The organism is Streptomyces sp. NPDC044719 (assembly GCF_056433405.1).
The window spans coordinates 51,571-78,255 of record NZ_JBWKHE010000005.1 but is presented as its reverse complement, the minus strand read 5'-3'; the positions used below and the strand labels follow the sequence as shown (position 1 = coordinate 78,255).

General features: G+C 73.0%; 24 protein-coding genes, 1 pseudogene and 1 riboswitch. Of the genes and pseudogenes, 9 read left to right on the top strand and 16 right to left on the bottom strand.

Annotated elements, in window-relative coordinates; all coding sequences use genetic code 11:
• Positions 1-47: 47 nt before the first annotated feature.
• The 3 genes from ectA to AC07DF_RS20515 all read right to left on the bottom strand — a co-directional run bounded on the left by ectA (position 48) and on the right by AC07DF_RS20515 (position 2,788).
• Positions 48-554: a diaminobutyrate acetyltransferase gene (gene ectA / locus AC07DF_RS20525; RefSeq protein WP_478972999.1), complete on the bottom strand. Its 507-nt coding sequence runs from the start codon at positions 552-554 to the stop codon at positions 48-50.
• Between the two features lie 340 nt (positions 555-894).
• On the bottom strand, positions 895-1,434 hold the full coding sequence (locus AC07DF_RS20520) for a DinB family protein (protein ID WP_478972996.1): 540 nt from the start codon (positions 1,432-1,434) through the stop codon (positions 895-897).
• A 253-nt stretch (positions 1,435-1,687) separates the two neighbouring features.
• Complete coding sequence (locus AC07DF_RS20515; RefSeq protein ID WP_478972993.1) at positions 1,688-2,788, bottom strand: pyridoxal-phosphate-dependent aminotransferase family protein; 1,101 nt, start codon at positions 2,786-2,788, stop codon at positions 1,688-1,690.
• Positions 2,789-2,908: 120 nt separating this feature from the next.
• Between AC07DF_RS20515 and AC07DF_RS20510 the strand changes: the two genes are divergently transcribed.
• Together AC07DF_RS20510 and AC07DF_RS20505 are read left to right on the top strand one after the other, a co-directional pair.
• Positions 2,909-4,000, top strand: a complete 1,092-nt coding sequence (locus AC07DF_RS20510; protein ID WP_478972990.1) for an amidohydrolase family protein — start codon at positions 2,909-2,911, stop codon at positions 3,998-4,000.
• Between the two features lie 156 nt (positions 4,001-4,156).
• Positions 4,157-5,080, top strand: coding sequence for an SCO1860 family LAETG-anchored protein (locus tag AC07DF_RS20505; RefSeq protein WP_478972987.1), 924 nt, complete (start codon positions 4,157-4,159; stop codon positions 5,078-5,080).
• Positions 5,081-5,119: 39 nt separating this feature from the next.
• On the opposite strand, the gene cobC is transcribed toward AC07DF_RS20505, so the two are convergent.
• The 11 genes and pseudogenes from cobC to AC07DF_RS20450 all read right to left on the bottom strand — a co-directional run bounded on the left by cobC (position 5,120) and on the right by AC07DF_RS20450 (position 17,327).
• Entirely contained in the window at positions 5,120-6,175 is a 1,056-nt protein-coding gene (gene cobC / locus AC07DF_RS20500; protein ID WP_478972984.1) for an Rv2231c family pyridoxal phosphate-dependent protein CobC, read from the bottom strand.
• Entirely contained in the window at positions 6,165-6,986 is an 822-nt protein-coding gene (locus AC07DF_RS20495) for a sirohydrochlorin chelatase (RefSeq protein WP_478972981.1), read from the bottom strand. The genes cobC and AC07DF_RS20495 overlap by 11 nt, the downstream gene beginning before the upstream one ends.
• A gap of 167 nt (positions 6,987-7,153) precedes the next feature.
• A pseudogene (locus AC07DF_RS20490) lies at positions 7,154-7,627 on the bottom strand (cobalamin biosynthesis protein); the annotation flags it as partial.
• The gene (locus AC07DF_RS20485; RefSeq protein ID WP_478972978.1) at positions 7,624-9,006 is read right to left on the bottom strand and encodes a cobyrinate a,c-diamide synthase; all 1,383 of its coding nucleotides are present in this window, start codon (positions 9,004-9,006) and stop codon (positions 7,624-7,626) included. The gene AC07DF_RS20485 and the pseudogene AC07DF_RS20490, both read right to left, overlap by 4 nt.
• Positions 9,006-9,605: a cob(I)yrinic acid a,c-diamide adenosyltransferase gene (gene cobO, locus AC07DF_RS20480; protein ID WP_478972975.1), complete on the bottom strand. Its 600-nt coding sequence runs from the start codon at positions 9,603-9,605 to the stop codon at positions 9,006-9,008. The genes AC07DF_RS20485 and cobO overlap by 1 nt, the downstream gene beginning before the upstream one ends.
• Positions 9,605-11,623: a putative cobaltochelatase gene (locus tag AC07DF_RS20475; protein WP_478972973.1), complete on the bottom strand. Its 2,019-nt coding sequence runs from the start codon at positions 11,621-11,623 to the stop codon at positions 9,605-9,607. Before AC07DF_RS20475 ends, cobO begins: the two co-directional genes overlap by 1 nt.
• 136 nt (positions 11,624-11,759) lie before the next feature.
• Positions 11,760-13,295: a cobyric acid synthase gene (locus AC07DF_RS20470; RefSeq protein WP_478972971.1), complete on the bottom strand. Its 1,536-nt coding sequence runs from the start codon at positions 13,293-13,295 to the stop codon at positions 11,760-11,762.
• Entirely contained in the window at positions 13,292-14,233 is a 942-nt protein-coding gene (locus AC07DF_RS20465) for a cobalamin biosynthesis protein (protein WP_478972968.1), read from the bottom strand. Before AC07DF_RS20465 ends, AC07DF_RS20470 begins: the two co-directional genes overlap by 4 nt.
• Positions 14,234-14,334: 101 nt before the next feature.
• Positions 14,335-14,473: riboswitch (cobalamin riboswitch) on the bottom strand.
• A 464-nt stretch (positions 14,474-14,937) separates the two neighbouring features.
• The gene (locus tag AC07DF_RS20460; RefSeq protein ID WP_478972965.1) at positions 14,938-15,159 is read right to left on the bottom strand and encodes a hypothetical protein; all 222 of its coding nucleotides are present in this window, start codon (positions 15,157-15,159) and stop codon (positions 14,938-14,940) included.
• Positions 15,160-15,194: 35 nt separating this feature from the next.
• Entirely contained in the window at positions 15,195-16,430 is a 1,236-nt protein-coding gene (locus tag AC07DF_RS20455) for an inorganic phosphate transporter (RefSeq protein WP_478972962.1), read from the bottom strand.
• 144 nt (positions 16,431-16,574) lie between these two features.
• A complete protein-coding gene (locus AC07DF_RS20450) occupies positions 16,575-17,327 on the bottom strand; it encodes a lysozyme (RefSeq protein ID WP_478972959.1) in 753 nt (250 codons plus the stop codon).
• A gap of 198 nt (positions 17,328-17,525) precedes the next feature.
• Here AC07DF_RS20450 and AC07DF_RS20445 point away from each other — a divergent pair, with 198 nt between their 5' ends.
• The 3 genes from AC07DF_RS20445 to AC07DF_RS20435 all read left to right on the top strand — a co-directional run bounded on the left by AC07DF_RS20445 (position 17,526) and on the right by AC07DF_RS20435 (position 21,702).
• Positions 17,526-18,257 carry a class II aldolase/adducin family protein gene (locus AC07DF_RS20445; protein ID WP_478972956.1) on the top strand — a complete coding sequence of 244 codons (732 nt, stop codon included), beginning with the start codon at positions 17,526-17,528 and terminating at the stop codon, positions 18,255-18,257.
• A 714-nt stretch (positions 18,258-18,971) separates the two neighbouring features.
• Positions 18,972-20,099: an alpha/beta hydrolase family protein gene (locus AC07DF_RS20440; protein WP_478972953.1), complete on the top strand. Its 1,128-nt coding sequence runs from the start codon at positions 18,972-18,974 to the stop codon at positions 20,097-20,099.
• Positions 20,100-20,301: 202 nt separating this feature from the next.
• Positions 20,302-21,702 (top strand): hypothetical protein, encoded by a 1,401-nt coding sequence (locus AC07DF_RS20435; RefSeq protein ID WP_478972950.1) that lies wholly within the window; start codon positions 20,302-20,304, stop codon positions 21,700-21,702.
• Here the strand turns inward: AC07DF_RS20435 and AC07DF_RS20430 are convergent.
• On the bottom strand, positions 21,699-22,112 hold the full coding sequence (locus AC07DF_RS20430) for a VOC family protein (protein ID WP_478972947.1): 414 nt from the start codon (positions 22,110-22,112) through the stop codon (positions 21,699-21,701). The genes AC07DF_RS20435 and AC07DF_RS20430 overlap by 4 nt on opposite strands.
• 156 nt (positions 22,113-22,268) lie before the next feature.
• Here AC07DF_RS20430 and abc-f point away from each other — a divergent pair, with 156 nt between their 5' ends.
• From abc-f to AC07DF_RS20415, 3 genes are all read left to right on the top strand, one after another.
• Positions 22,269-23,867: a ribosomal protection-like ABC-F family protein gene (abc-f, locus tag AC07DF_RS20425; RefSeq protein WP_478972944.1), complete on the top strand. Its 1,599-nt coding sequence runs from the start codon at positions 22,269-22,271 to the stop codon at positions 23,865-23,867.
• A gap of 352 nt (positions 23,868-24,219) precedes the next feature.
• Positions 24,220-24,438: a helix-turn-helix domain-containing protein gene (locus tag AC07DF_RS20420; RefSeq protein ID WP_010037790.1), complete on the top strand. Its 219-nt coding sequence runs from the start codon at positions 24,220-24,222 to the stop codon at positions 24,436-24,438.
• A gap of 106 nt (positions 24,439-24,544) precedes the next feature.
• Positions 24,545-25,348, top strand: a complete 804-nt coding sequence (locus tag AC07DF_RS20415; RefSeq protein WP_478972940.1) for an enoyl-CoA hydratase/isomerase family protein — start codon at positions 24,545-24,547, stop codon at positions 25,346-25,348.
• 30 nt (positions 25,349-25,378) lie between these two features.
• Here the strand turns inward: AC07DF_RS20415 and AC07DF_RS20410 are convergent, their stop codons facing one another.
• On the bottom strand, positions 25,379-26,092 hold the full coding sequence (locus AC07DF_RS20410; RefSeq protein ID WP_478972937.1) for a nucleopolyhedrovirus P10 family protein: 714 nt from the start codon (positions 26,090-26,092) through the stop codon (positions 25,379-25,381).
• 87 nt (positions 26,093-26,179) lie between these two features.
• Between AC07DF_RS20410 and AC07DF_RS20405 the strand changes: the two genes are divergently transcribed.
• Entirely contained in the window at positions 26,180-26,653 is a 474-nt protein-coding gene (locus AC07DF_RS20405) for an Asp23/Gls24 family envelope stress response protein (protein ID WP_478972934.1), read from the top strand.
• Positions 26,654-26,685 lie beyond the last annotated feature (32 nt).

Sequence of the window (26,685 nt, the reverse complement as noted above, 5' to 3'; positions counted from 1 at the left end):
CCTCGGTACGTGGGGGAAGTCTGCGGGAGTGGGGGCGGTGCGGGAAGTCAGTGGGGCAGCGGGCCGATGCGGTACAGGACCTCGGGGTCGTGCGGCCCGTCGGGGAACACGGCCGTGTCGAAGAGCACCTCGCGCTCCAGCCGGGCGCCGTGGCGCTCGGCGAACGACGTGAACAGGCGCTCCGAGGCGGTGTTGCCCGGGGTGATGGTGGTCTCCACCGTCGTCACCTCGTGCTCGGCCACGGTCCGGGCGACCAGACCGTCGAGCATCGTGGCGGCCAGTCCGCGCCCGCGGTGGGCCTCGTCAACGGCCACCTGCCAGACCAGCAGGGTGCGCGGGCGGTCCGGCCGCACGTACCCGGTGATGAAGCCCATCGGCTCGCCGTGCTCGTCACGCGCCACGGCCGACGTCGCCGCGAAGTCGCGGCACCACAGCAGATAGCTGTAGGACGAGTTCAGGTCCAGAACCTTCGAGTCCTTCGCCATCCGCCACAGTGCGGCTCCGTCGGCCACGGTGGGACGGTCGATTTGCGGATCTGCTTGTACGGCAGTCATGCGAATTGAATTTACCCAGAGAGATTCAAAATTGCATCGCCGGACGGGGTTACGTATGAGCCACGTCTGTGTTATCGCGCGGGCGCGAGTCTTTGGGCGTCAGGGCGGCGAGATGCCCGGTATTGTCCTGGAAATATGGGGCGAAGCAGTCACGGTGTGTAACGCGTCACAGCCATGTAATCCCCACGAGATCTGCCCGAATTTCCCCGCTGAGTGTCCCCAAAATCTCTGGGTTTAGGACCGAAGAAAGCGGGCAGAAGAATACGGGAAGCTGTTCGTTGATGAATTCTTAATATGTGTGCCAGCTTACATGCGGGATGTAGCGGAAAGCACGTGTAATTCAGGCCCCGGTCACTCCGTCGATGCGTTCCCGCAGGATATCGGCGTGACCGTTGTGCCGGGCGTACTCCTCGATCATGTGAATCAGCACCCATCGCAGACTGACCTCCATCCCCGGGACCGGCCCCTCGGCGACCCGCCCGACGTGGTCCAGCGGCAGCCCGGCACACAGCTCCCGCCCGCGCGCGATCTCCCCGCGCCAGATCCCCAGCGCCTCGTCGAGACCCCGTCCCGGATCCAGCGCGTAACCGGTCGGGTCCTCGAACAGGGGCGGGGCGTCGAGACCGGCGGTGACCCGCTGGAACCAGTTCCGCTCGACCTCGGCGAGGTGCTGCACCAGCCCGAGCAGCGTCAGCGCGGACGGCTCCGCCGCCGGGATCCGCACCTGCGCGTCGTCCAGCCCCGCGCACTTCAGCTCCAGCGTGGCCCGGTGAAAGTCCAGCCAGCTCTCGAGCATGGCCCGCTCATCACCGCTGAGGCGCGGCACGGGACGGCCGTCGGGGAGGGTAGGGGGGCGTTCGGCAGATGTGTCGGTGGTCATACGGGGAGCATGGCACGCAGCACTGACATCGCTCCCCGGCCACTGGCGCCGACCGGCGTCTTTCAGCCCGTCCAGCGCCCCTCATGGCGCACCGCGGCCTCACTTGGCCCGTCCGGCGCTTGAGGACGAGGCCGTCCAGGCCGAAGCGGGGGCCTGGGGGCGCAGCCCCCAGCGGGGTCGAAGGGGCGGAGCCCCTGGAGGCAGGGACGGGAAGGGGCGGCGGGGGCGAAAACCTGCGAACCTCAGCCGACGACTACCTCCACGCCTCCTCGACGGCCCGCAGCGCCCCCTCCACATCCACACTCAGCCCGTGCTCGGCGAGAGCCACCCCCAGCGCCGCCAGGCTCGCCCGCACGGCACCCCGCGTCGCATCCGCCCCATAGTGGTTGACCCGGATCATCTCCTTGGCCAGCGCACCCCCGCCGGCGGCGACCGGCAGGGCCGGGTCCGACTTCAGGGCCCTGGCCACCAGCTCCGACGCCACGACCCCGGATGGCGCCCGGAGCGTCGTGGCGACGGGCGCCGCGTCCCCGGCCTCGTACACATACGGCTCCAGTCCGCCACCGAGCGCGACCGCACCGGCCCGCGTGGCCGCCGCGGCACAGGCGTGCCGGGCCATCACGGCATCCAGCCCCGCCGCCTCGATCCGCTCCACGCACGCCTCCAGCCCCAGCATCTCCAGCTGCGCCGGAGCGTGCGGCAGCGCCTTGCGGCCGCCGTCGATCCAGCGCTCCTTCCAGTCGAGGAGCGACAGATACGACCGGCGCGGCGCCCCCGGGTTCGCCGCCATCCGGGCCCAGGCCCGCTCGCTCACCGACACCGCAGAGACACCGGCCGGACCGCCCATCGCCTTCTGCGCCCCGATCACGCACAGATCCACGCCCCACGCGTCCGTCAGCACCGGCTCGGCACCGATCGACGCCACCGCGTCCAGGTAGAACAGCGCCCCGTGCGCCCCCACCACCTCGCCGATCTCCGCGACCGGGTTGGTGTTCCCGGTCGCCGCCTCCGCGTGCACCAGGGACACGAAGTCGATCTCCGGGTGCTCGGCGAAGGCCTGCCGGATCTGCTCGGCCCTGACCGCCGTGTGGAAGGGCACCGCCAGGTCGATCACCGTGGCACCGCAATCCCGCAGCCAGTCGCCGAAGGTCTGCCCGTACGGGCCCGTGATGACGTTCAGCGCCGTCGTCCCCGGCCCGGCCGCGGCACGGATCGCGCCCTCCAGCGGCAGCAGCGCCTCGCCCTGCATGATCACGACGTCCTGCTCGGTGCTCAGCAGCCGCGCCACACGGTCCTCGATCGCGGCGAAGCGGTCCGCGCCGAGCGGGGCCAGGTCCAGAAACGGGTGTGTCACGGTGGGGCTCTCTTCGTTCACGGGGCGGGCGGCGTCTGCCCGGGGCCGACGGCATCGAGGGTAACCGGCGGGTACGTCCCCCCTCGCAGCCGAGGTCCACGGCTCACTAGGGTGCGGTGCATGAGCGAACGCACGGTGCTGCACGTGAAGGGACGGGTGCTCGTCGGGCCCGAGGACGTCCGCGACGAACTGTGGGTGGTGGACGGCCGCGTCTCCTACGACCGTCCCACCGGTGCCCGCGACATCCGCACCGTCAAGGGGTGGGCCCTGCCCGGCCTCGTCGACGCGCACTGCCACGTGGGACTCGACCGGCACGGCGCGGTCCCCCAGGACGTCGCCGAGAAGCAGGCCCTGACCGACCGGGACGCCGGCACGCTGCTGATCCGCGACGCCGGTTCGCCCTCCGACACCCGCTGGGTCGACGACCGCGAGGACCTGCCGAAGATCATCCGCGCCGGGCGGCACATCGCCCGCACCCGCCGCTACATCCGCAACTACGCCTGGGAGATCGAGCCGGAGGACCTCGTCGCCTACGTCGCCCAGGAGGCCCGGCGCGGTGACGGCTGGGTCAAGCTGGTCGGCGACTGGATCGACCGCGACCTCGGGGATCTGTCGGCCTGCTGGCCCCGCGGCGCGGTGGAGGCGGCGATCGCCGAGGCCCACCGGCTGGGCGCCCGGGTCACCGCGCACTGCTTCTCGGAGGACTCGCTGCAGGACCTCGTCGAGGCGGGCATCGACTGCGTCGAGCACGCGACGGGCCTGACCGAGGACCTCATCCCGCTGTTCGCCGAACGGGGTGTCGCCATCGTGCCGACCCTGGTCAACATCGCGACCTTCCCACAGCTCGCCGACGGCGGCGAGTCCCGGTTCCCGCGCTGGTCGGCCCATATGCGCCGACTCCACGAACGCCGCTACGACACCGTCCGGGGCGCCTACGACGCCGGCATCCCCGTCTTCGTCGGCACCGACGCCGGCGGCGGTCTCGCCCACGGCCTGGCGGCGGCCGAGGTCGCCGAACTGGTCACCGCCGGCATCCCGCCCCTCGACGCGCTGGCGGCGGGAACCTGGACGGCCCGCTCCTGGCTCGGCCGCCCCGGCCTGGACGAGGGCGCCCCGGCCGACCTGGTCGTCTACGACGAGGACCCCCGGGCCGACGTACGCGTCCTGGCTGCGCCGCGCCGGGTGGTGCTGAACGGGCGCGTGGTCGGCTAGCCGCGAGGGTGACGCCGGGGAACGCCTGTGCCGGGGGAATCGAAAACTTCCCCGGTATCGCCACGTTGGAGTGAAGAGGTGTCAGATCGCTGACGCCCTGCGACGGGTGCGCGATTCTTTCCGGGTCCCGAGCCTGTCTCCCCTGGAGTCCCCACCGTGAACAGCACTTCCTTCCGCATGCCCGCACGCCGTCTGGCGACCGTGGCGACGGCCACGGCCCTGGCCGCCGGGCTTGTGGCACTGACCGGTGTGAGCCCGGCGCACGCCACTGGCGATCACGGCCGCGCGAGCGCTGTCGTGCTGCGCACCGGCCTCGACGTCTCGCTGCTGAACAAGTCGGTCGAGGCCCCGCTCGCCGTCTCCCTCAACGAGGTCCAGGCCCCGCGGAGCGCCGAGAAGACGGCGCTGACCGCCCACCTGGACGGGGTGAACGGCGGACGGCCCTTCAGCGTGCTGCGCGCTGACGCGGCCGAGGCGAGAGCCACCGCGACCGCCGGGAAGGCCGAGGGGAGCACCACCCTGGCCCGTGCCCGCGTCCATGTCCCCGGCCTGCCGCTGCTGTCGGTCGTCGAGATCGAGCAGGTCACCTCGAAGGCCGTCTGCGAGATCGGGAAGAAGCCGGTCGCCACGACCGACCTGCCCGGCTCGGTGACCGTGCTCGGCAAGCGCGTCACCCTGACCGCCGGCGGCCCGACGGACGTCGAGGTGCCGGGCGTCGGCGACGTACGCCTGGACCTCTCCAGGACGCGGACGACATCCCGGACGGCCGCCGCCACCGCCCTCGAACTCAAAGTGTCCGTGAACCCGTTGAAGCTGAACGTGGCCGAGGTGAATGGCACGCTCACCCTGGCCGAGGCGACCTGCGAGACCCCGAAGGCCGCACCCGCCGCACAGCCCCCTGCCGGGCCGTCCGCCGAGCCGTCCGACGCCCCCGCCGAGCTCGAGCCACAGGGCGCCCCCGCCGAGGAGGGCCTGGCCGAGACCGGCGGCAGTTCGATGACCCCGTACATCATGGGCGGCGCGATCGCCCTGCTCGCCGCAGGCGGGGGAGCGGTGGCCCTGGCACGCCGCCGGGGCTGACCTTCCGGGTCGCGGGGCGTCAGGGCGGAACGTGACCCGTCAGCCCGTCAGCGCGCGCTCCAGTGCCCGCAGGAACCCGTCCGTCGTCGTCCGGTCCCGTACCGCCAGCCGGAGCCACTCCTCGTCCAGGCCGGGGAAGGTGTCGCCGCGGCGCACGGCATAGCCGAGGTCACGCAGACGGCGGCGAACGGTCGCCGCGTGCGGCAGGCGGACGAGGAGGAACGGGCCCTCCGCCGGCTCGGCCACCCGCAACCCCGCCGCGGCGAACCGCGCGAGGCCCGCCACCAGGTGGGCGCGGTCCGCCGCGATGCGATGGGCGGCGTGGGCCGCCTCGGCCACGCCCCGGGGGCCCACGCACGCCCGCGCCGCGGCCAGCGCCGGTGTCGACACCGGCCACAGCGGCTGCGCCCGCTCCAGGTCCTCGATGGTCTCGGGCGCCGCCAGCACGTACCCGATGCGCAGCCCGGCCAGCCCCCAGGTCTTGGTCAGGCTGCGCAGCACCACCAGGCCGGGGACGTCGACGCGGCCCGCCAGGGCCTCGCGTTCGCCCGGCACCGCGTCCATGAAAGCCTCGTCCACGACCAGCACCCGCCCGGGACGGGCGAGCCCGGCGATGGTCTCCGCCGGATGCAGCACCGACGTCGGGTTCGTCGGATTGCCGATCACCACCAGGTCCGCGTCCTCGGGAACGGCCGCCGGGTCCAGCCGGAAGCCGTCCTCCGCGCGCAGCAGCACCCGGCCGACCGTGTGCCCCGCGTCCCGCAGCGCCGCCTCCGGCTCCGTGAACTGCGGGTGGACGACGACCGGCCGCCGCACCTTCAGCGCCCGCGCCAGCAGCACGAACGCCTCCGCCGCGCCCGCCGTCAGCAGCACCCGTTCCGCCGGCAGCCCGTGCCGCTCCGCCACCGCCGCGCGTGCGGCCCGCCCGTCGGGGTAGGCCGCGAGCCCGCCCAGCGACGCGGCGATGTGCTCCCGCAGCCACACCGGAGGTGTGCCGGCCCGGACGTTCACGGCGAGATCGACGAGTGAGCCGCCGTCATCGCGGACCTCCGCGTCCCCGTGGTGGCGCAGATCGTGCCCGCTCTCAGTGCGCATGCGAGTCCGCCCCCTGCTGGAAGTGCCCGGGCGCGTGATGGCTCCCGGCGGCCTCCTCGTACCGCTCCCACACCAGGTCCAGCAGCTCCGGCTCCGGACCGATGACGCCGGCCGAGCGCACCTCGATCCCCGGGTGTGCCTCCGTCCAGCCTTCCGTCTGCTGCCGCACCCGGTCGGGCTGGACGCCGGTGAGCAGGAAGTACGGCAGGACCACGATCCGCCGGGCACCCAGCCGCACGCACCGGTCGAGCCCGTTCGGCACGTCCGGCGCCGCCAGCGACGCGAACGCCGTCTCGACCCCCGCGTACCCGCGGCCCTCCCACAGCAGCCGCGCCGCCCTGTGCACCTCGGCGTTGGCACCGGGGTCCGTGGACCCGGGCCCCACCAGCAGCACCGTCACATCGGCCCGGTCACCCGGCCTGCGCCCCGGGGCGCCGCCCAGCGCCTCGTCCACCCGCCGTTCCAGCACGTCCAGCAGCGCCGGGTTCGGGCCGAGCGGGGGGCCGTACGTGTACGAGATCCCGGGGTGCCGCTCCTTCTCACGGGCCAGGGCCGCCCGGATACCGCCCTGGGCGTGCCCGGCGGGCACCAGCGTCAGCGGAACGGTGGTGAAGTGCCGTACGCCGCGCTCCACCAGCTCGGTGACGGCGTCGCCCAACGGCGGCCGCGACGGCTCGACGAAGCCGCCCGCGACGGGCAGTTCGGGGCGCCGGGCCCCCAGCTGCCGTATGAACGAGCGGAACGCCTCGGATCCGGTGTCGTCACGGGAGGTGCCTTGGCCGGCGATGAGCAGGGCGGGCGGGGTGGTCACAGGTGCTCCTCGGCGGAAGTGGGGTGGTACGGCTGGACGTTGAACGCGGCCTCGGACCCGGCCGGAGGGTGCAGGCAGGGGCCCGGCTCGGCGCCTTTCGGACGACCGGCGGACTCGCGGCGGGCGCTTCCCGCCACGGTCGTCTCGGTGTCGCGTGAGGTGTCCGGGCGGGCGTCCGGCCGGAGCCCGGCCACCGCCGGCCGCCGGGCGACGGCACAGGTCGCCCGCGCTGGGCTCGCGGCCGACTTCCGCTTGGGGACGAGGAGTTCGCCCCCGCCGGCGAGCGCGGCGGCCTCGGCCACCGACGGGGTTCCGACGGCGGCGAGCGGCGCGCCGGACGGGTTCGGCACGTCGACCTCCGCCAACTCCCCGGCGGAGTACGTCACCAGGGGCACCCCGAGCCGCCGCGCCGCCTCGATCACGCCCGGCTCCCGCGCCTTGGCGTCGGCGGTGGCGAGCTCGGCGACGCACGCCGCGGACAACCCGGCCTCCCGCAGGGTGTCCTCGACCAGCCCGAGCACCTCCTCGACGGAAGCGCCCCGCGCCGCCCCGACCCCGACGACCAGGGCGTTCACGCCCCGCACCGGCACCGGCTCCGGGTCACCGGGCCCGGCCCCGACTCCGGCCGGCGTGCCGCTCATGACGTCCGGCACCTCTCCACGAACCGGAGGGCGACACCGGGCTCGGACGCCCAGTGGGTGTGCAGATAACTGGCGTGCACACCGCGCCGTACGAACCCTTCGACCCGGGGCTGCGGGGACCGGAACCCCCAGGCGGGATCAGGGCCCGAGCCGGGCTCCACGGCCGTCCGGTGGAATTCGTGCCCCCGTATCCGTGTCCCCGCCGCCGCGAGCACGCTGTCGCCGACCGCCACGGCGTCCCGGTAGCCCAGGGTGAGCCGCCGCGTCATCCGCGCCCCGGCGTCCAGCACCCCGCACATCGGCTGCCCGTCCAGCTCCCGGCACAGATACAGCAGCCCCGCGCACTCGGCCGCGACCGGGGCACCGCTCTCGGCCAGGCCGGCGACGGCCTTGCGCAGGGGTTCATTGGCCGACAGCTCGGAGACGTACATCTCCGGGAACCCGCCCCCGATCACCAACCCGCTTGTGTCTTCGGGAAGTTCCTCGTCCCGCAGGGGATCGAAGGGCACGACCTCGGCACCGGCGGCGGTGAGCAGCTCGGTGTGCTCGGCGTAGGAGAAGGTGAACGCCTCACCGCCGGCCACGGCGATCCGTGGCCGGGGTCTCTCGTGCGACCGGGCCGGCGGGCCGGTGGGGGAGGAGACCGCATCAGCCGCGTCCCAGGCCGCGCAGGACAACGCGCCCGCACCCCGGGCCAGCCGCATCAACGCGTCCAGATCACAACCCTCGGACACCTGCGCGGCCATGGCCGCGACGGCGTCGAGGGCCTCCTCGCGCCGCTCGGCGACCGGCACCAGCCCCAGATGCCGCGACGGCGTGTCCACCTGCGGCGCCCGCCGCAGCACCCCGAGCACCGGCACCCCGACCTGCTCCATGGCCTCCCGCAGCAGCCACTCGTGCCGGTCCGACGCGACCTTGTTGAGAATCACGCCCCCGACCCGCACCTCCGGATCCCAGGAGGTGAACCCGTGCACCAGCGCCGCCACCGACCGGGACTGCGACGACGCGTCGACGACCAGCACCACCGGCGCCCGCAGCAGCTTGGCCACATGAGCCGTGGACGCCAGCTCGCCCTCGCCGGCCGCCCCGTCGAACAGCCCCATCACGCCCTCGACGACGGCGATGTCACACCCCCGCGCCCCGCGCAGGAACAACGGCCCGACCAGCTCAGGCCCGCACAGATAGGCGTCGAGGTTCCGTCCCACGCGCCCGCTCGCGAGCGCGTGATACCCGGGGTCGATGTAGTCCGGCCCGACCTTGTGCGGGGACACGGAGAGTCCTCGCGCGGCGAACGCGGCCATCAGCCCCGTGGCAACGGTGGTCTTGCCGCTGCCGGAAGCAGGCGCGGCGACGACCAGCCGGGGGACGGACGAGGACATCACCACTCGATGCCCCTCTGCCCCTTCTGACCGGTGTCCATGGGGTGCTTCACCTTGGACATGTCGGTCACGAGGTCCGCGAAGTCGACGAGCTTCCCGGGCGCGTTCCGCCCGGTGATCACGACATGCTGGGTCCCGGGCCGGTTCCGCAGCACCTCGACGACCTCGTCGGTGTCGATCCAGCCCCAGTGCAGCGGGTAGGCGAACTCGTCCAGCACATACAGCTTGTACGTCTCGGCCGCCAGGTCCCGCTTGACCTGTTCCCAGCCCTCCCGGGCCTTCTCCTCGTTGTCCATCTGCCCGTCGCGCTGCACCCACGACCAGCCCTCGCCCATCTTGTGCCAGTCGACGGACCCGCCCTCACCGGACGCCCCGAGCACACGCAGCGCGTTCTCCTCGCCGACCTTCCACTTCGCCGACTTGACGAACTGGAACACCCCGATCGGCCACCCCTGGTTCCAGGCCCGCAGCGCCAGCCCGAAGGCGGCGGTGGACTTGCCCTTGCCGACGCCCGTGTGGACGAAGACGAGCGGCCGGTTCCGGCGCTGTCGGGTCGTCAGTCCGTCGTCCGGAACGACACTCGGCTGTCCCTGCGGCATTACGCTGCCCTCCTCGAAGTACCCTGCACATCCTTGACCAGACCGGCGATGGAGTCGGCCCGCAGCTCGTCCAGCGTCACGGCGGTGCCGCCCAGCTCACCCGCTAGCTGCCCGGCGAGCCCCAGCCGCACCGGACCCGACTCGCAGTCCACGACGACGGACGCGACGCCCTCGGCCGCGAACAGCCGCGCCGCGCGCCCGGCCAGGGCGACCGGCTCCGGGCCGCCGGTGGCCCGCCCGTCCGTCACCACCACGACCAGCGGCCGCCGCGCGGGATCGCGCAGCCGCTCCACCCGCAGCACGTCGTGCGCGCGCAGCAGCCCGGCGGACAGCGGCGTACGGCCGCCGGTCGGCAGCGACTCCAGCCGGGCCGCCGCCGCGTCCACGGACGAGGTCGGCGGCAGCGCGACCTCCGCGCCCGACCCCCGGAAGGTCACCAGGCCCACCTTGTCCCGCCGCTGGTACGCGTCCAGCAGCAGCGACAGCACGGCCCCCTTCACGGCGCTCATCCGCTGCCGCGCCGCCATCGACCCGGAGGCGTCCACGACGAACAGCACGAGATTGCCCTCGCGGCCCTCACGGGTGGCCTGCCGCAGATCGTCGCGGCGCACCACGAGCCCCGGCCCGGACCGCCCGCGTGCCCGCTGGTGCGGGGCCGCGGCCTGCACGGTCGCCGCCAGGTGCAGCTTCGTGAGGGAGCCCTTCGGCCGCCGGGCGCCCGTGGTCCGGCCGTGCTCGGTCCGGGCCCGCGAACGCCGCCCGGCGGCACCCTCGCCGAGTCCTGGCACGCTCAGCACCTTGGTCCGGAACGGTTCGGAAGCGCGTGCGGCCGACTGTTCGCCGACTCCCGACGGCTGTGGCTGCGGCTGCCCGTCCTGCTCGGTCTCCGGCCGGGCCTCCTGGTCACCGCCGCGCGGTCCGTCGGGCGCCGGCTGTCCACCGCCCCCACCAGGTCCGTCCGGCCCCGAGTCCGGGTCCGGGTCGGAGTCCGGGTCCGGGTCGTCGTCCCCGGAGAACTCCTCCAGGGTCTCGTCCAGCTTGTCCTCGTCAAGACCCGGCGCGTCGAAGGGGTTACGGCGCCGGCGGTGCGGCAGCGCGAGCAGCGCGGCCTGCCGCACGTCCTCGGAGAGCACGTCCGTACGCCCGGCCCAGGCCGCCAGCGCGGTGGCGGTCCGGGCCATCACGATGTCGGCGCGCATGCCGTCCACCTCGAAGGCCGCACACGTCGCCGCGATCTGCCGCAGCGCGTCGTCGCCCAGCCGCACCGACGGCAGCAGGTCCCGCGCGGTGACGATCCGGGCCCTCACGTCGGCCTCCTCGTCGGCCCAGCGGGCGGCGAACCCGGCCGGGTCGTCGTCGTACGCCAGCCGCCGCCGTACGACCTCCACGCGCTGCTCGGGCTCGCGCGAGGCCGCGACCTCCACGGTCAGCCCGAACCGGTCGAGCAACTGCGGCCGCAGCTCGCCCTCTTCGGGATTCATGGTGCCGACCAGCAGGAAGCGGGCGGCGTGCCGCACCGAGACGCCCTCCCGCTCCACGTACGAGGCGCCCATCGCCGCCGCGTCCAGCAGCAGGTCCACCAGGTGGTCGTGGAGGAGGTTGACCTCGTCGACGTAGAGGATGCCGCGGTGCGCGTCGGCGAGCAGGCCGGGCTCGAAGGCCTTCACGCCCTCCGACAGCGCCCGTTCGATGTCCAGCGCGCCCACCAGCCGGTCCTCGGAGGCGCCGACGGGCAGCTCGACCATGCGGGCCGGCCGGGAGGCGAAACCCCCCGGCTCGTGCGGCCCGTCCGGGCAGCCCGGGTCGGGCGAGCCGGGGTCGCAGGAGAAGCGGCACTCGGAGACGACGTCCACCTCCGGCATGAGCGCCGACAGCGCCCGCACGGCCGTCGACTTGGCCGTGCCCTTCTCGCCGCGCACCAGCACACCGCCGACCGCCGGAGACACGGCGTTCAGCAGCAGCGCGAGCCGCAGATCGTCCTGGCCGACCACGGCCGTGAACGGAAAGGGGGGGGTCACTTTTCGTCGTCCTCCAAGTCGCCTTCGCGTGGCGGGTGGATCAGGCGGTGGATCAGGCCGGGGATCAGGCAGCCGGTAAAGCGTCTCAGGTGGCCCGCGGGCGCCGTGCCGGCGGTCCGCACCACCGCCGCGGCCCTCATACGGGCGCTCCCGGCGGGACGAAGGGCAGCCCCGGTGGCGCGCCGGACTCGATGAGCCGCCACAACGCGTCCGTGTCCGCGTGCTGTTCGATCAGGTCGCCGAGCCGGTCGAGCTGCTCCTCGCGCAGCGCGGCGAACGAGGTGTCCGGCGCCGGCACGAAGCGCCGGCCCGCGGCGGCAGCCACCTCGCGCAGGAAGGCCCGCCGGAACCCGTCCGACTCCAGCGAGCCGTGCCAGTGCGTGCCCCAGGTCTGGCCGACCCGGCAGCCGTCCAGGCTGTGTCCTTTGTCATCAGAGATGAACCGAGACCCTCCGGTGACGTCGGCGACGCCGTGGTGGATCTCGTAGCCCTCGACGCGCTCCCCGAGGGCCTCGCCCGCCGGGCGGGTGAGGGTCTTCTCGCGGGCGAACCGCACCCGCACGGGCAGGATCCCGAGCCCGTCGACCTTGCCCCTGCGGCTCTCGACCTCGTCCTCGATGTGCTCGCCGAGGATCTGGAAGCCGCCGCAGATGCCGAGGACCGGCCGCTGCTCGGCGGCCCTGCGCACGAGCGCGTCGGCCAGCCCCCGCTCCCTGAGCCACTCCAGCGCGCGGACCGTCCCCCGGGTCCCGGGCACGATGACGAGGTCGGCGTCGGCGAGTTCCTCCGGCCGGTCCACGAACCGCACGACGACACCGGGTTCGGCGGCCAGCGCGTCGACGTCCGTGAAGTTGGACATGAGGGGGACGGCACAGACGGCGACACGCAGCACGTCCTCGCCGACGGGCGGGGCGACGACGGACTCACGGACCGTCCCCCGCAGGGAGACGCGCAGCCCGTCCTCCTCGTCGATCCCGAGCCCGTGCCTAAACGGCAGAACGCCGTACGTCTGCCGCCCGGTGAGGCCGTGCAGCATGTCGAGCCCCGGCTCCAGCAGGGAGACGTCCCCACGGAACTTGTTCACGAGGAACCCGGCGACACACTCCTGGTCCTCGCGTGACAGCAGGGCGACGGTCCCGAAGAACGAGGCGAAGACCCCGCCCCGGTCGATGTCGCCGACGACGAGCACGGGGAGGCCTGCGTTGCGGGCGATCCCCATGTTGACGATGTCCGTCCGCCGCAGATTGATCTCCGCCGGCGAACCGGCCCCCTCACAGATCACCGCGTCATACGTGCCCCGCAACCGCTCCAGGCAGTCCAGCACCGTCCCGAGCAGCCGCTGCTGCCGCCCCCCGTGGTACCCGCGGGCACTGAGCTCCCCGACCGGCTTGCCCAGCAGCACGACCTGACTGCTCTGCTCGCCGCCGGGCTTGAGCAGCACGGGATTCATCAACGCGGTCGGCTCCACGCGGCACGCCTGCGCCTGCATGGCCTGCGCCCGCCCGATCTCGGCGCCTTCCCGCGTCACGAACGAATTCAGGGACATGTTCTGCGCCTTGAAGGGCGCGACCTTGACGCCCTGCCGCACCAGCCACCGGCAGATCCCGGCGGTCACGACGCTCTTGCCGGCGTCGGAGGTGGTACCGGCGACGAGAAGCCCACCGCCCGTCATGACGTACGCCCCTTCACGATGTGGCGCGCGGCGACACAGACGCCGAGCGCGAGCCAGCCGACACGCCTGGACAGCCGTACGGCCCGTTCGATGTCCCGGGTTTTGACACCGTGCCCCGCGCCGTTGAGGACGGGCCGGTGCTCGACCCGCCCGCCGTAGGACAGGGTTCCGCCGAGCCGCACCCCGAGCGCCCCCGCGAACGAGGCCTCCACGGGCCCTGCGTTGGGGCTCGGATGCTTGGCGGCATCGGCACGCCAGGCCGTCACGGCTCCGCGTGGATCGCCCCCGGCCACGGCCGCGAGCACGGCGGTCAGCCGGGCCCCTGGCCACCCCACGACATCGTCCAGCCGCGCGGAGGCCCACCCGTAGCGCCGGTACCGCGCCGACTTGTGCCCGACCATGGCGTCGAGGGTGTTGACGGCCCGGAACCCGAGAAGCCCCGGCACGCCACCCATGGCGCCCCACACGAGCGCCCCCACGACGGCGTCGGAGGTGTTCTCCGCGACGGACTCGACGACGGCCCGGGCGATCCCGTCGGCGTCCAGGGCCTGCGGATCCCGTCCGCACAGATGCGGCAGCCGCGCACGGGCCGCGTCGACGTCCCCGGCCTCCAGGGCGCGCCCGATGGCCTGCGCCTCCCGCGCGAGTGAAGTCCCCCCGACGACGGCCCAGGTGGCGACAGCGGTCAGTCCGACCGACGCGGGGGCGGACGTACGCACCGCACGCGCGGCGACGGCCCCCAGCGCGGCGGCCCCGCCCGCGCACACCACGGTGTGCAGCGCGCCCCACCCCCGGTGGTCCCGCCACAGCACCCGCTCCACGGCACGCGCGGCCCGCCCGAACCCGGCGACCGGATGCCCCCGGCGAGGATCGCCGAGCAGCAGATCACCGATCAGACCGACGGCGGCACCGTACGCGTGAACGCGACCGGCACCCATGGGCTCAGCCGGCCACGGGGGCGGACAATGGTGGGGTACTGACCCTCGATCGGCAGCCGAACATGGCGATATGTCCTCACTCAGGGTGTCCACGCCCTGGTTCGACGAGACCGGCGGTGAGAGTTCCTGGCTCCCGGGGGTTGTTACCCCGGTGACAGTGGCGGGACCGCGCCGGACTTCCACCGGCTTCCTCTCCTGCCGCCGTATTGGCCCCGGCAGTCCACCACGGCCGCGAACAGCCGTCAACTTGCCGTTGACCTGCGAGAGGAGAGTGTGGACAAGCCCACACCGCGCTAACACGCCGCTCCGCTCCCGGGGACCGGCTCGGCTCCGCGGCGGCCCGGGTCCGCTCCGCCGACGGCACTCCCGCCGGCTCCGGATTCCTGCGGCCCGACGCGGCGATACGGGACGGCCGGTCACCGTTGCCGCGACCGTGCGAAGGCCAGGGCGCCCGCGAGTTCGCTTTCTGTGGAATGCCGACACGGCGCGCCGATGGTGAGCCGGTGGGGCCGGCCATCGAGAGCGACGCCGACATCTCCGTGAGTCCTGGCCGACGACGGAACCCTGCTGAGCGACGGCGGCCCCTCGAGACGCCGGCGACGGCCGGCGCGGACACCGGCTCCCCCTGCCCCTGAACCCCCGCCCACGACAACCGGGCGGCCCAGGACCAAAGCCCCGTGCCGCCCGGCGACAGACGATCGTGGTCAGGCCACGATCAGATAGATCCCGTACCCCACAGCCGCCGCACACGCCGCGAAGCACGCATACGCGCCCGTCACCGCGAGCCCCGCGGACCCGCCCGCCGCCACCGCACGCTCGCGGCGCGACAGGCCGGTGATGCCGAGGGTGAACAGGCCGACGAGGAGAACGGTGGCCACGAGGCTGACGCCGAAGACGGAGCCGAGGGTCGCCCAGTCGATCTTCATCTCAGAGATTCTTCCTTGTCACCGGGTGGGCGGGATCAGACCGAGGTGGTCGTGGTGGAGGGCTTGCGATCGGCCTGGGCCGGGATCGTGGCGGCCAGCTCCTCGGACGGGCCCGCCGGAGGCGGCGTCACCGCGGCGATGGCGGTGGTCACGACGCCGGCCGGCTCCTCGTCGACCTCGTTGACGTTCGTGTGGTCGACGACCTCGCGGCGCGACAGCTTCCAGATCACCGCGCTGGAGGCGACCAGGAAGATCGCCACGACCGCCGTGCCCCAGTTCCCGAAGCCGGTCACGTACTCGGCGAGCGCACCCACCAGGGCCGCCGCCGGCAGCGTCAGACCCCAGGCGACGAACATCCGCGTCGCCGTCGACCAGCGGACCACGCCGCCCTTGCGGCCGAGCCCCGCGCCCATCACCGCGCCGGACACGGAGTGGGTGGTGGAGAGGGAGAAGCCGAGGTGCGAGGAGGCCAGGATGACCGTCGCCGCGCTGGTCTGGGCGGCGAAGCCCTGCTGCGGCTGGAGGTCGGTCAGGCCCTTGCCCATGGTGCGGATGATGCGCCAGCCGCCGAGGTAGGTGCCGAGCGCGATGGCGATACCCGCGGAGAGGATGACCCACATGGGCGGGTCGGAGTCGGGGGCGACGGCGCCGCCGGCGACCAGGGCGAGGGTGATGACACCCATCGTCTTCTGGGCGTCGTTGGTGCCGTGGGCCAGCGAGACCAGGCCCGCGGAGGCGATCTGGCCGGCCCGGTAGCCCTTCTTGGAGGCCTCGCCGTCGGCCTTCTTGCCGAGGGAGTAGGTCAACCGGGTGCCGAGCATCGCCGCGATGCCCGCGACCAGCGGGGCGGCGATCGCCGGGATCAGCACCTTGGTGACCAGCACGTCACCGTGCACCGCGCCGACGCCCGCCGAGGCGATCGTGGCACCGATCAGGCCGCCCATCAGGGCGTGCGACGAACTGGACGGCAGACCGACGAGCCAGGTCAGCAGGTTCCAGAGGATCGCGCCGACCAGAGCGGCGAAGATGACCTCGGGACGGATGCCGGCCTCGTCGACCAGGCCTTTGGAGATCGTGTTCGCGACTTCGACGGACAGGAAGGCGCCGACCAGGTTGAGCACCGCGGACATGGCCACCGCGATCTTCGGTCTCATGGCGCCCGTGGAAATGGTCGTGGCCATCGCGTTCGCGGTGTCGTGGAAACCGTTCGTGAAATCGAACGCAAGTGCGGTTACCACCACAATCGCGAGGATCAGCGAGAAGCTTTCCATTTACCCAGGCAATCGTTCGGCGTCGTTGGCGGGACGAACGTAGGTAACCCGAGTGAACGGAAGATGAACTGGGAGGGGCGCAGGGGTGTCCGCAACAGGGGGCCGTCATTCCGCCCTGGTGCGACTGCCCTTGCGCCCCAACGATCACGTGCCCTTGGCGAACTGTTTCAGTCGATCGAGTGACCCGTCGAAGAGATTCTGGTCACCCGGAAGGGTGCCGTCGCCGTTGTCGTACTGCCAGAAGGTCCAGGAGGACCACCCCGCCGGCAGTGGCCCCGCGCTCGCCGCGCCGTAGCGGGCGACCCACAGGGCGTGGTTCGCGGCGAACGCGCGGCTGTTGCCCGTGCACGTGTTCCACCAGTGGGTGGTCGTGTAGATCACCGGGCGGCGGCCGGTGAGCCGCTTGACCTCGTCGCTGAACGACTTGATCCAGCTGACCATCGCGGCCTTGCTCAGGCCGTAGCACTTGTGTTTCTTGTCGTACGGGTTGTACTCGATGTCGAGCGCCGGCGGCAGCGTCCAGCCGTCCGCGCTCCAACTGCCGCCGTTGCCTACGAAGTGGGCCGCCTGGGCCCGGCCCGAGGACCTGTTCGGCAGTGCGAAGTGGTAGGCGCCGCGGATGAGGCCCGCCGCGCGCGAGCCGTTGTACTGCCGGCTGAAGTAGGGGTTGCGGTAGGTGGTGGACTCGGTCGCCTTGACGTAGACGAATCTGGCGCCCTTCGCCTTCGCGCGCTGCCAGTCGACGTTCTTCTGGTGGGACGAGACGTCGTGCCCCTTCGGGCGGCTCGCCGCCGCGGCCGGGAACTCCGCGAGCGAGGTCCCTCCCAGCGCGAGCGCCGCGGCGGAGACCGCCAGTAAGCGGCTGCGGCGGCGGGTCGATATGTGGTCACGGGCCATGTGATTCCCCCCGGAATGGCGACGTGCGCGGCAAATCCCCCAGAGAGTACTGGAAGACCATTGAACGCCCGATGATCTCCGGCCAAGAGGGATCCGCGACGTGTTTGTGCCGATATGCGCCCTTACGGATGCGCGGTTTCCGGCCTAAAGTGCCCCCGCCCGGCGGCGCGTTGAAGGGCTGCCTGGCAGGATCGCCGCATGGCTGAGCAGCGAGGCGACGAGCGGGACACGGGGGACGTCCGAGGCGGCGGACAGGATGTGGGGGAGTCACGGCGGAGGGGTGTGCGCCCCGAGGAGGCGCGCGCCTGGGAGGACCTCGTCGCGACGGCCCGCCGGACGGTCGCCGACGGGCTCGTCGTCGGAACGTCAGGCAACGTCTCGGTGCGCGTCGGGGATATCGTCCTGGTCACGCCGTCGGGCGTGCCCTACGACCGGCTGGCGCCGGACGACGTCACCGGGGTCGGCCTCGACGGCCGGCAGGTCCTCGGCGCGCTCGTCCCGACCAGCGAGCTGCCCATGCACCTCGCCGTCTACCGCACGACCGGCGCCCACGCCGTCGTCCACACCCACGCCGTGCACGCGACGGCCGTCTCGACCCTCGTGAGCGAGCTCCCGCTGATCCACTACATGGCCGCCGCGCTCGGCGGACCCGTCCGGGTTGCCCCGTATGCGACGTACGGCAGCGACGAGTTGGCCGAGAACATGCTCCGCGCCCTCGCCGGCCGCTCCGGCTGCCTCCTCCAGAACCACGGCACGATCACCTACGGCACGTCCCTGGACCAGGCCTACGACCGCACCGCCCAGCTGGAATGGATGTGCCGCCTGTGGCTGACGGCCACATCGGTCCCGGGCCTGTCCCCGAGCCTGCTGTCCTCGGAACAACTGGCGGAGGTGGAGAACCGGCTACGCGGCTACGGCCAGCCCGGCTGACCCGCCTTCCCCGGCCCACTGCCCCTCACCGCCGCCCACACCCCGGATGCCCGTCACGCCCCTCACCGCTCGCGCAACCACCACCACCGCCCACCGGCGTCCCGCCGCGGACGCGGCCATCGCTCCGTGGGCTACCGGCATGCCGCCCCGCGGCTGCGCCCACCGCTCCGCCGGCCGCTCGGCCCCGCGCGCGGCCATCGCTCCGCCGGTGTCCGGCAATCCGCCGCGCCGCTGCGGCCTCTGCTCGGCTGGTCACCGGCGTCCCGCCCCGGCGGCTGCGGCCCCGGCTCGGCCGGTCACCGGCATGCCGCCGCGGACGTGGCCATCGCTCCGTGGTCTACCGGCACCCCGCCCCGCGCGCGGCTCCGCTTGGCCGTCTAGCCCCTGCTCCCGGATGCCGCTCCGCTCGGCCGTCTAGCCCCTGCTCCCGGATGCCGCTCCGCTTGGCCGTCTAGCCCCTGCTCCCGGATGCCGCTCCGCTCGGCCGCCTGGCCCCGCCCACCGGATGCCGCTCCGCCCAACCCGGCCGTCCCGCCCAACCCCGCCCACCGGATGCCGCCCCGCCCCAACCCGGCCGCCCCGCCCAACCCCGCCCACCGGATACCGCCGCGGACACCACAACCCGGCCGATCACCCCCGCCCCGGCGCCCGCGCTCGTCACCCCACCGACCCCGCCCACTGGTCCCCCGCCCGGTCCGCCGGGACACTGGAGCCGTGCGCACTGTCAGAGCGGCGGCCGCTGCCGCCACCGCCGTGATCGGAGCCGGGGCAGCCGCCGTGGCCGCCGGCCGGTTCGCCAGCGACGCCGCGCTCAAGGCGCCTCCCGGCAGGCCGCTGCCCACCGAACCCCGGCTCACCGTGCACGGCACCGCCGCGGGCCAGATCACCCTCACCCGGGACCTGGCCGCCCTGCGGCCCGGCCGCTACGGCCTCTCCGGTGACGGCTCCCACGCGGTGGTCGGCCCCGTCCTGACCACCGCCCCGCACACCGCTGACACCGTCGTACGCCGCTTGGAGAGCGTCACGCACGGCACCCTGAAGGCCGGGGACAAGGCCTGGCTCACCGCGAACGTGTACGTCGGCAACCCGAGCGCCGCCCTCGGTCTCGAACACGCCGACGTCGACGTCCCCGGCGAACTCGGCGCCCTGCCCGCCTGGTTCGTGGCCGGCGCCCGGGACACCTGGGTGATCGCCGTGCACGGCCTGGGCACCACACGGGAACTGGCCATGAACGTCATGGAGTTCCTGCACCGCAACCGCTTCCCGGTGCTCGCCCTCGCCTACCGCGGCGACCTGGGCGCACCCCGCCGGCCCGACGGGCTGAACCACCTCGGCGAGACCGAGTGGCGCGACCTCGACGCGGCGATCCGCTACGCCGTGCGCCACGGCGCCCGGCAGGTCGTCCTGCACGGCTGGTCCACCGGCGCCACCATGGCCCTGCGCGCCGCCGCGCACTCGGGACTGCGCGACCGCGTCTCGGGGCTGGTCCTGGACTCCCCGGTGCTCAGCTGGCAGACCACCCTGCGCGCCCTCGCCGCGGCCCGCCGCACCCCGGGCCCGCTGCTGCCCCTCGCTGTCCGCGCCGCCCAGGGCCGCACCGGTCTGTCCGACGACGGCGTCGCGGGCCCGGCGCCGTTCGACGGGCTCCGCATCCCGGCGCTCGTCTTCCACGGCCCGGACGACACGGTGGCTCCCTGGCGGTTCTCCCGTCACCTCGCCGGCACGCGCCCCGACATGGTCGCCCTCTACACCGTCGGCAACGCGCCCCACGGAGCGATGTGGAACGCCGACCCGCAGGCCTACGAGGAGGCGCTGCGACGCTTCCTGACGCCTCTCATGTGACCCCCTCCATCACCCCCGCGCCCCGTCGCGGCCATGTCCCGCCCCGCTCCGCAGCGACCGGTCGCGATGATTCCGTTTAGCGTCGTACCACTGGCTTGTTCCCACCCTCGACCACTCCCAGGAACCGGTGCCTTGGCCATCCCCGTCGCCCGCCGTGACATTCCGTTTGGGTTTTCGGACCGTCAACCGGAAGACTGCACCCGTGACGTCCCGTATCCCGCGCGACTCCAGGCTTCGACTCGTCCGCCCGCGACCCCTGGCCGCCGCCCCCAGAGCGATGAACCAGCGGCGCTCGCGCCGACCCGCACCGCGCCCCCCGGAGGGCACCCCGGCACCGGCGGAGCTGGCCAGAATGGCGCGCTCAGGTCTGGCCGCCGCGGCCCGCGTCGCCCGCTGGGCCGACGCCGCGCTCGGCCCCGGCGGGGACAGCGCCACCGCCGACGGCAAGGCCACCCTCTCCGACGCGACCGCGGAACGGGCCGCCCAGGACCTCGGCCTGACCCCGGCTCAGGTCAGGGCCGACTGGGACACCGCCCGCCTCGCCGGCCTCATCGAGGTCCACGGCGACAGCGCCCGTCCCGGCTGGCGGCTGCGTGCCTGGAACCGCGACGACAGCGCCGTCCTGCGCGGCTGGGTCGCCCTCTTCGACGCCTGGTCGCTGGCCCATCCGGAGCCCGAGGACCGCGAGGCCGCCGCCGTCGCCGAGGTCGTCTCGGCCATGCCGCAGGCGCTCTCCTTCCTGCAGCTGTCCGCCGGCCCCGTCCCCGTGGAGCAGCTCCTCGACCTCCTGGAGCAGCGCGTCACCGAGCTGCGCACCGCACGCTGCGAGATCCCCTACGGCCCCCAGCCCGAGCCGGTGGCCGAGCCGGAGCCCACCGACGCCCCGCTCGCCCCCCTCCTCGACTGGGCCCTGCGCGCCCTGGCCTCCGTCGGCGCCCTCACCTACGGCGACGGCCAGGCCACACTCACCCCGCTCGGCAGCTGGGCCGTCTGGGTCAAGCTGGAGCAGATCTGCGTCGCCGCGCAGAGCCCCGCCGGGAACATCGAGCAGGCGGCCGAAGACATGCTCCGCGGCTGCGCCCAGCTCCGCCCGAACGCGGCCCGCGCCGAGTACCGCGCCTGGCTCGCCGCCCGCCCCGTCGGCAGCGCCGTCACCGAGCTCCTCGACGCCGCCCGCGGCGAGGACGCCCTGCTGCGCGGCCTCGCCTTCGAGGCGCTGCGGGTCGTCGGCGCCCCCGCCGAGCCCGACGTGCGCGGCGTGGTCGCCGAGCCGACGCTCAGGCCGTACGCCCTGCTGTGGCTGGCCGAGCACGACGGCGCCGACCCGGAGGACGCCCACGAGGTCCTCACCCGTCAGGAGGCGACCTGGCTGTGGGTGGACACCGCGGCCGCCGTCGCCGACCACGGTGAGGCCCCGCTGCTCGTCCGGCACCTGGAATCAGCGATCCAGCCCACCGTCCCGATGCTCCTGGACGAGGTACGCGCCGTCGGGCACCCGCGCACCGTGCAGGTCCTGGTCGCCCTCGCCGCGGCACACCCCGACCCGGCCCTGGCCAAGGCCGTACGCCGGGCCGCGTTCCAGGTGCACACCGGCGGCAGCTAGAAAGTTATGTCGGGCGCGTATGTCCCGAAGCTCCACACATTGCCCTCGAGGTCCCGGGCCATGTAGTCCCGCGAGCCGTAGTCCTGGTCCGTCGGGGGCATCAGGATCTCCACGCCGTGGTCCACGGCGCGGCGGTGGTGTGCGTCCACGTCGTCCACCACCACGTACACCCCCGTGGTGCCGGCCTCCTTCATGGCCGCGTCGAACACGCCGCCGCGGCCCTTGGTGCCGACCATCACCGCGCCGTTGCCCTGCGTCAGCTCGGCGTGCATCACCGAGCCGTCCTCGCCCTCGTACACCGACAGCTCGGTGAAACCGAAGGCCTCCGTGAGCTGCCGGACCGCCGCCTTGGCGTCCGTGTACAGCAGCGTCGGGTAAATGCTCGGACGTCCGCCGGACGAGCCTGCCATGCGATCACTTCCTCGTTGTCCCGCTGCCTGACTCGGTCAAAAAGTGCTTGCACGTCCCCGTTAGACTGTCCCCCATGGCCATTCTCCTCGCGCATTAGACGGCGGGAACGTCCTCAGCCGTCCATCCCGCCCCCGTATCCGCCCTGGAGTCTGTCCGTGATCTCCGCCTCCGGTATCGAGCTGCGCGCCGGTGCCCGCGTCCTCATCGAAAACGCCACCTTCCGAGTCGCCAAGGGCGACCGCATCGGCCTGGTCGGCCGCAACGGCGCGGGGAAGACCACCCTCACCAAATGCCTCGCCGGCGACGGCATCCCCGCCGGCGGCACCATCACCCGCTCCGGCGAGGTCGGCTACCTCCCGCAGGACCCCCGCACCGGCGATCTCGACGTCCTCGCCCGCGACCGCATCCTCTCCGCCCGCGGCCTGGACGTACTGATCCGCAAGATGCGCGAGAACGAGGAGCGCATCGCCAACGGCAAGGGCGGTACCCGCGACAAGGCGCTCAAGCAGTACGAACGCCAGGAGACGGAGTTCCTCACCAAGGGCGGGTACGCCGCCGAGGCCGAGGCCGCCACCATCGCCGCCGCGCTCAATCTGCCCGACCGCGTGCTCGGCCAGCCCCTGCACACGCTCTCCGGCGGTCAGCGCCGCCGTATCGAGCTGGCCCGCATCCTGTTCTCCGACGCGGACACGCTGCTGCTCGACGAGCCGACCAACCACCTCGACGCCGACTCGATCATCTGGCTGCGGGACTACCTGAAGACCTACCGCGGCGGCTTCATCGTGATCTCCCACGATGTCGAGCTGGTCGACACGGTCGTCAACAAGGTGTTCTACCTGGACGCCAACCGCGCTCAGATCGACGTCTACAACATGGGCTGGAAGCTCTACCAGCAGCAGCGTGAGGCCGACGAGAAGCGCCGCAAGCGCGAGCGGCAGAACGCCGAGAAGAAGGCGTCCGCGCTGCATTCGCAGGCCGACAAGATGCGGGCCAAGGCCACCAAGACCGTCGCCGCGCAGAACATGGCCCGCAGGGCCGACAAGCTGCTGGCCGGCCTGGAGGCGGAGCGGAAGTCCGACAAGGTCGCCAAGCTGCGCTTCCCCGAGCCCTCCCCGTGCGGCAAGACCCCGCTGATGGCCGAGGGCCTGTCGAAGTCCTACGGCTCGCTGGAGATCTTCACCGACGTCGACCTGGCCATCGACAAGGGCTCACGCGTCGTCATCCTCGGCCTCAACGGCGCGGGCAAGACGACCCTGCTCCGGCTGCTCGGCGGGGCCGAGAAGCCCGACACCGGCCAGGTCATCGAGGGCCACGGCCTCAAGCTGGGCTATTACGCACAGGAGCACGAGACCCTCGACCCGGAGCGCACGGTTCTGGAGAACATGCGGTCGGCCGCCCCCGACCTGGACCTGGTGGAGGTCCGCAAGACGCTCGGCTCGTTCCTGTTCTCAGGCGACGACGTCGACAAGCCGGCCGGGGTCCTCTCGGGCGGTGAGAAGACCCGCCTGGCGCTCGCCACCCTGGTCGTGTCCTCGGCGAACGTCCTGCTCCTCGACGAGCCGACCAACAACCTCGACCCGGCCAGCCGCGAGGAGATCCTCGGCGCGCTGCGTACGTACAAGGGCGCTGTCGTCCTCGTCACGCACGACGAGGGCGCGGTCGAGGCGCTCCAGCCGGAGCGGATCATCCTGCTGCCGGACGGCGTCGAGGACCTGTGGGGCGCCGACTACGCGGACCTCGTCGCCCTGGCCTGAGCGTCAGTGCCGCTTGATCGAATGCGTGATCAACGACGTATGGATCATTCGGCCTAGCGGTGATCCATCATCTGTGTGAGATCTCCTCGTACCGAGGTGTGTCCTACATCGATTTCGCGGCCGAGCCCCGGATTCTTCCGGGCTCGGCCGCGCCGCCTTTCTGACCTGGTATTTCCCGGGGCAATCCGTTCGGCCGTACGGACGCCGCTCATCGGAATTCCCTATTCCGGATGTGGGGATGTGCTCCCGTCGTCACAACCTTGTCTCACGGACCTTGCCGAATGGGTGGCCATCAAGGCCCGGAGGGGTGATCATGAGGAGACCAGAGCGCACTTCCCATGAGGAGGCACGGGTGGCCGAGACTCTGAAGAAGGGCAGCCGGGTGACCGGCGCCGCGCGCGACAAGCTCGCGGCAGACCTGAAGAAGAAGTACGACGCCGGTGCGAGCATCCGGGCGTTGGCCGAGGAGACCGGCCGCTCGTATGGCTTTGTGCACCGCATGCTCAGTGAGTCGGGCGTCACGCTGCGAGGGCGTGGCGGGGCGACCCGGGGCAAAAAGGCCACGGCCTGACCCCGGGTGGCCCCTCGGCTCCGATGGTGGCCACCCGGTCGGTCGGCTGATCGACCGGGTGGTTACTGTGCAGTCACTTAGCTGACCGCACACATCGGAGGCGTCCATGGCTTCGCCCGACAAGGACCTCGTTCCCGTACTCGACAAGGACGGCGTACGGCTCACCGTCGACGACGCGGTCGCCACGGTGACGCTGACCAATCCGGCCAAGCGCAACGCGCAGAGCCCCGCTCTGTGGCGGGCGCTGACCGAGGCCGGGCGGCAGCTGCCGGGCTCCGTCCGTGTCGTGGTGCTGCGGGCCGAGGGCAAGTCCTTCTCGGCCGGTCTCGACCGGCAGGCGTTCACGCCCGAGGGCTTCGACGGGGAACCGTCGTTCATCGACCTCGCGCGTGGTGACGACGCCGAGCTGGACGCGACCATCGCCGAGTACCAGGAGGCGTTCGCCTGGTGGCGGCGCAGCGACATCGTCTCCGTCGCCGCCGTCCAGGGGCACGCCGTCGGGGCGGGCTTCCAGCTCGCCCTCGCCTGCGACCTGCGCGTCGTTGCCGACGACGTGCAGTTCGCCATGCGCGAGACCAGCCTCGGACTCGTGCCCGATCTGACGGGCACGCATCCGCTGGTGGGCCTCGTCGGCTACGCCCGCGCGCTGGAGATCTGCGTGACCGGGCGCTTCGTCACGGCCGAGGAGGCCGTGAACACCGGCCTGGCCAACGTGGCCGTGCCCGCCGGCCAGCTCGACGACACGGTCCGCGACCTCGTCTCGGCCGTGCTCGCCGCGCCCCGCGACGCCGTCGTCGAGACCAAGGCGCTGCTGCGCGGCGCCCAGGACCGCACCTACGAGGCCCAGCGCGGCGCGGAACGCCAGGCCCAGGCCCGCCGCCTGCGGGACCTCGCGGGCATCGGGGACTGAGGCGGAACCTCCCGGCGCAGCAGGGATTCCTCAGCCGATCCCGCTCACCAGGACCGCCACCGTCGGGTGGTCCGGCAGTGTCCTGCGCACCGCCGCGCGGACCGCTCGGGCCACCTCACGGGCCTGGTGGTCCGCGCCCACCGCGAGTTCCAGCCGGACATGACGGTGCGGCAGCGCGGCCTCGCCAGGGAGTTCCTCGATGTGCACCGGGTGGCCCAGCGCGGCGGTGAGGTGGAGCACGCCCGGGACCTCGAGCGCGGCGGCCGCGACACGGCCCTCGTCGCCGCCCTCGGGCCGCGCGGCCCGAGGTGGTTCGGGGAGACGTACGGCGGGCCCGGGCTCCGGCTCCTCGTCCAGCAGCCCCGTCACGCGCAGGTCCACCTCCGACACCGTCAGACCCAGCCCCTGCGTCGCCGTGGCCGCCAGCGTCGCCCGCAACAGGGACGCCGTCGTCGGCAGCGGCTGCGAGGCCGTGGCCGCGAACTCCGCCGTCACCCGCAACGGTCCGGGCGGCTGCGCACTCGGCGGGGCCGGTACGGCCGGCTCCCCGGTGTCCGCCGGGTCGGCGAGCGCGACACGGAGCGCGTCGAGGCGTACGCCCGGAGCGTCCCGCGCCGCGCGCCGCAGCACCGCCTCGGCCGCCTGCTCGGCGATCCATGCGCCGTCCCGCGCATCACCCAGCGGCAGGAGTCTGCCGAGGCCCAGCTGATGTCTCACTGCCTGCGTCCACCGATCGGCCGTCATTCCTCCAGCCTGCCGCATCAGGGGCGCGCTACCACGCAACCGTGCTTACGGTGGTCGAAGGACGACAACCGAAAAGGACGTGCGGTGATGACTGACATGACCGAGAACCGGGGCGGGGAGTCCGAGACGGCGGCGGCGCGCAGAAGTCCGTTGGCCAAGCGCGGTGGGGGAGACCCGGGCTCCCGCGGGCGTACGACGATCGCGGACGGCGTGGTGGAGAAGATCGCCGGGCTCGCCGCACGCGACGTGGACGGCGTGCACGCCATGGGCAGCGGCATCTCACGCACCTTCGGAGCCGTGCGCGACCGCGTACCCGGCGGCGCCAAGTCCGTGACACGCGGGGTGAAGGCCGAGGTCGGCGAGGTGCAGGCGGCCCTCGATCTGGAGATCGTCGTCGACTACGGCGTGTCGATCGCCGATGTCGCCCGGGACGTGCGGGAGAACGTCATCACCGCCGTCGAGCGGATGACCGGCCTCGAGGTCGTCGAGGTCAACATCGCGGTGAGCGACGTGAAGCTGCCGGACGAGGAGGAAGAGGAACCGGAGCGGCGGATCCAGTGAGGCACGGGCCACCGGACAACACAGCGGCTGAG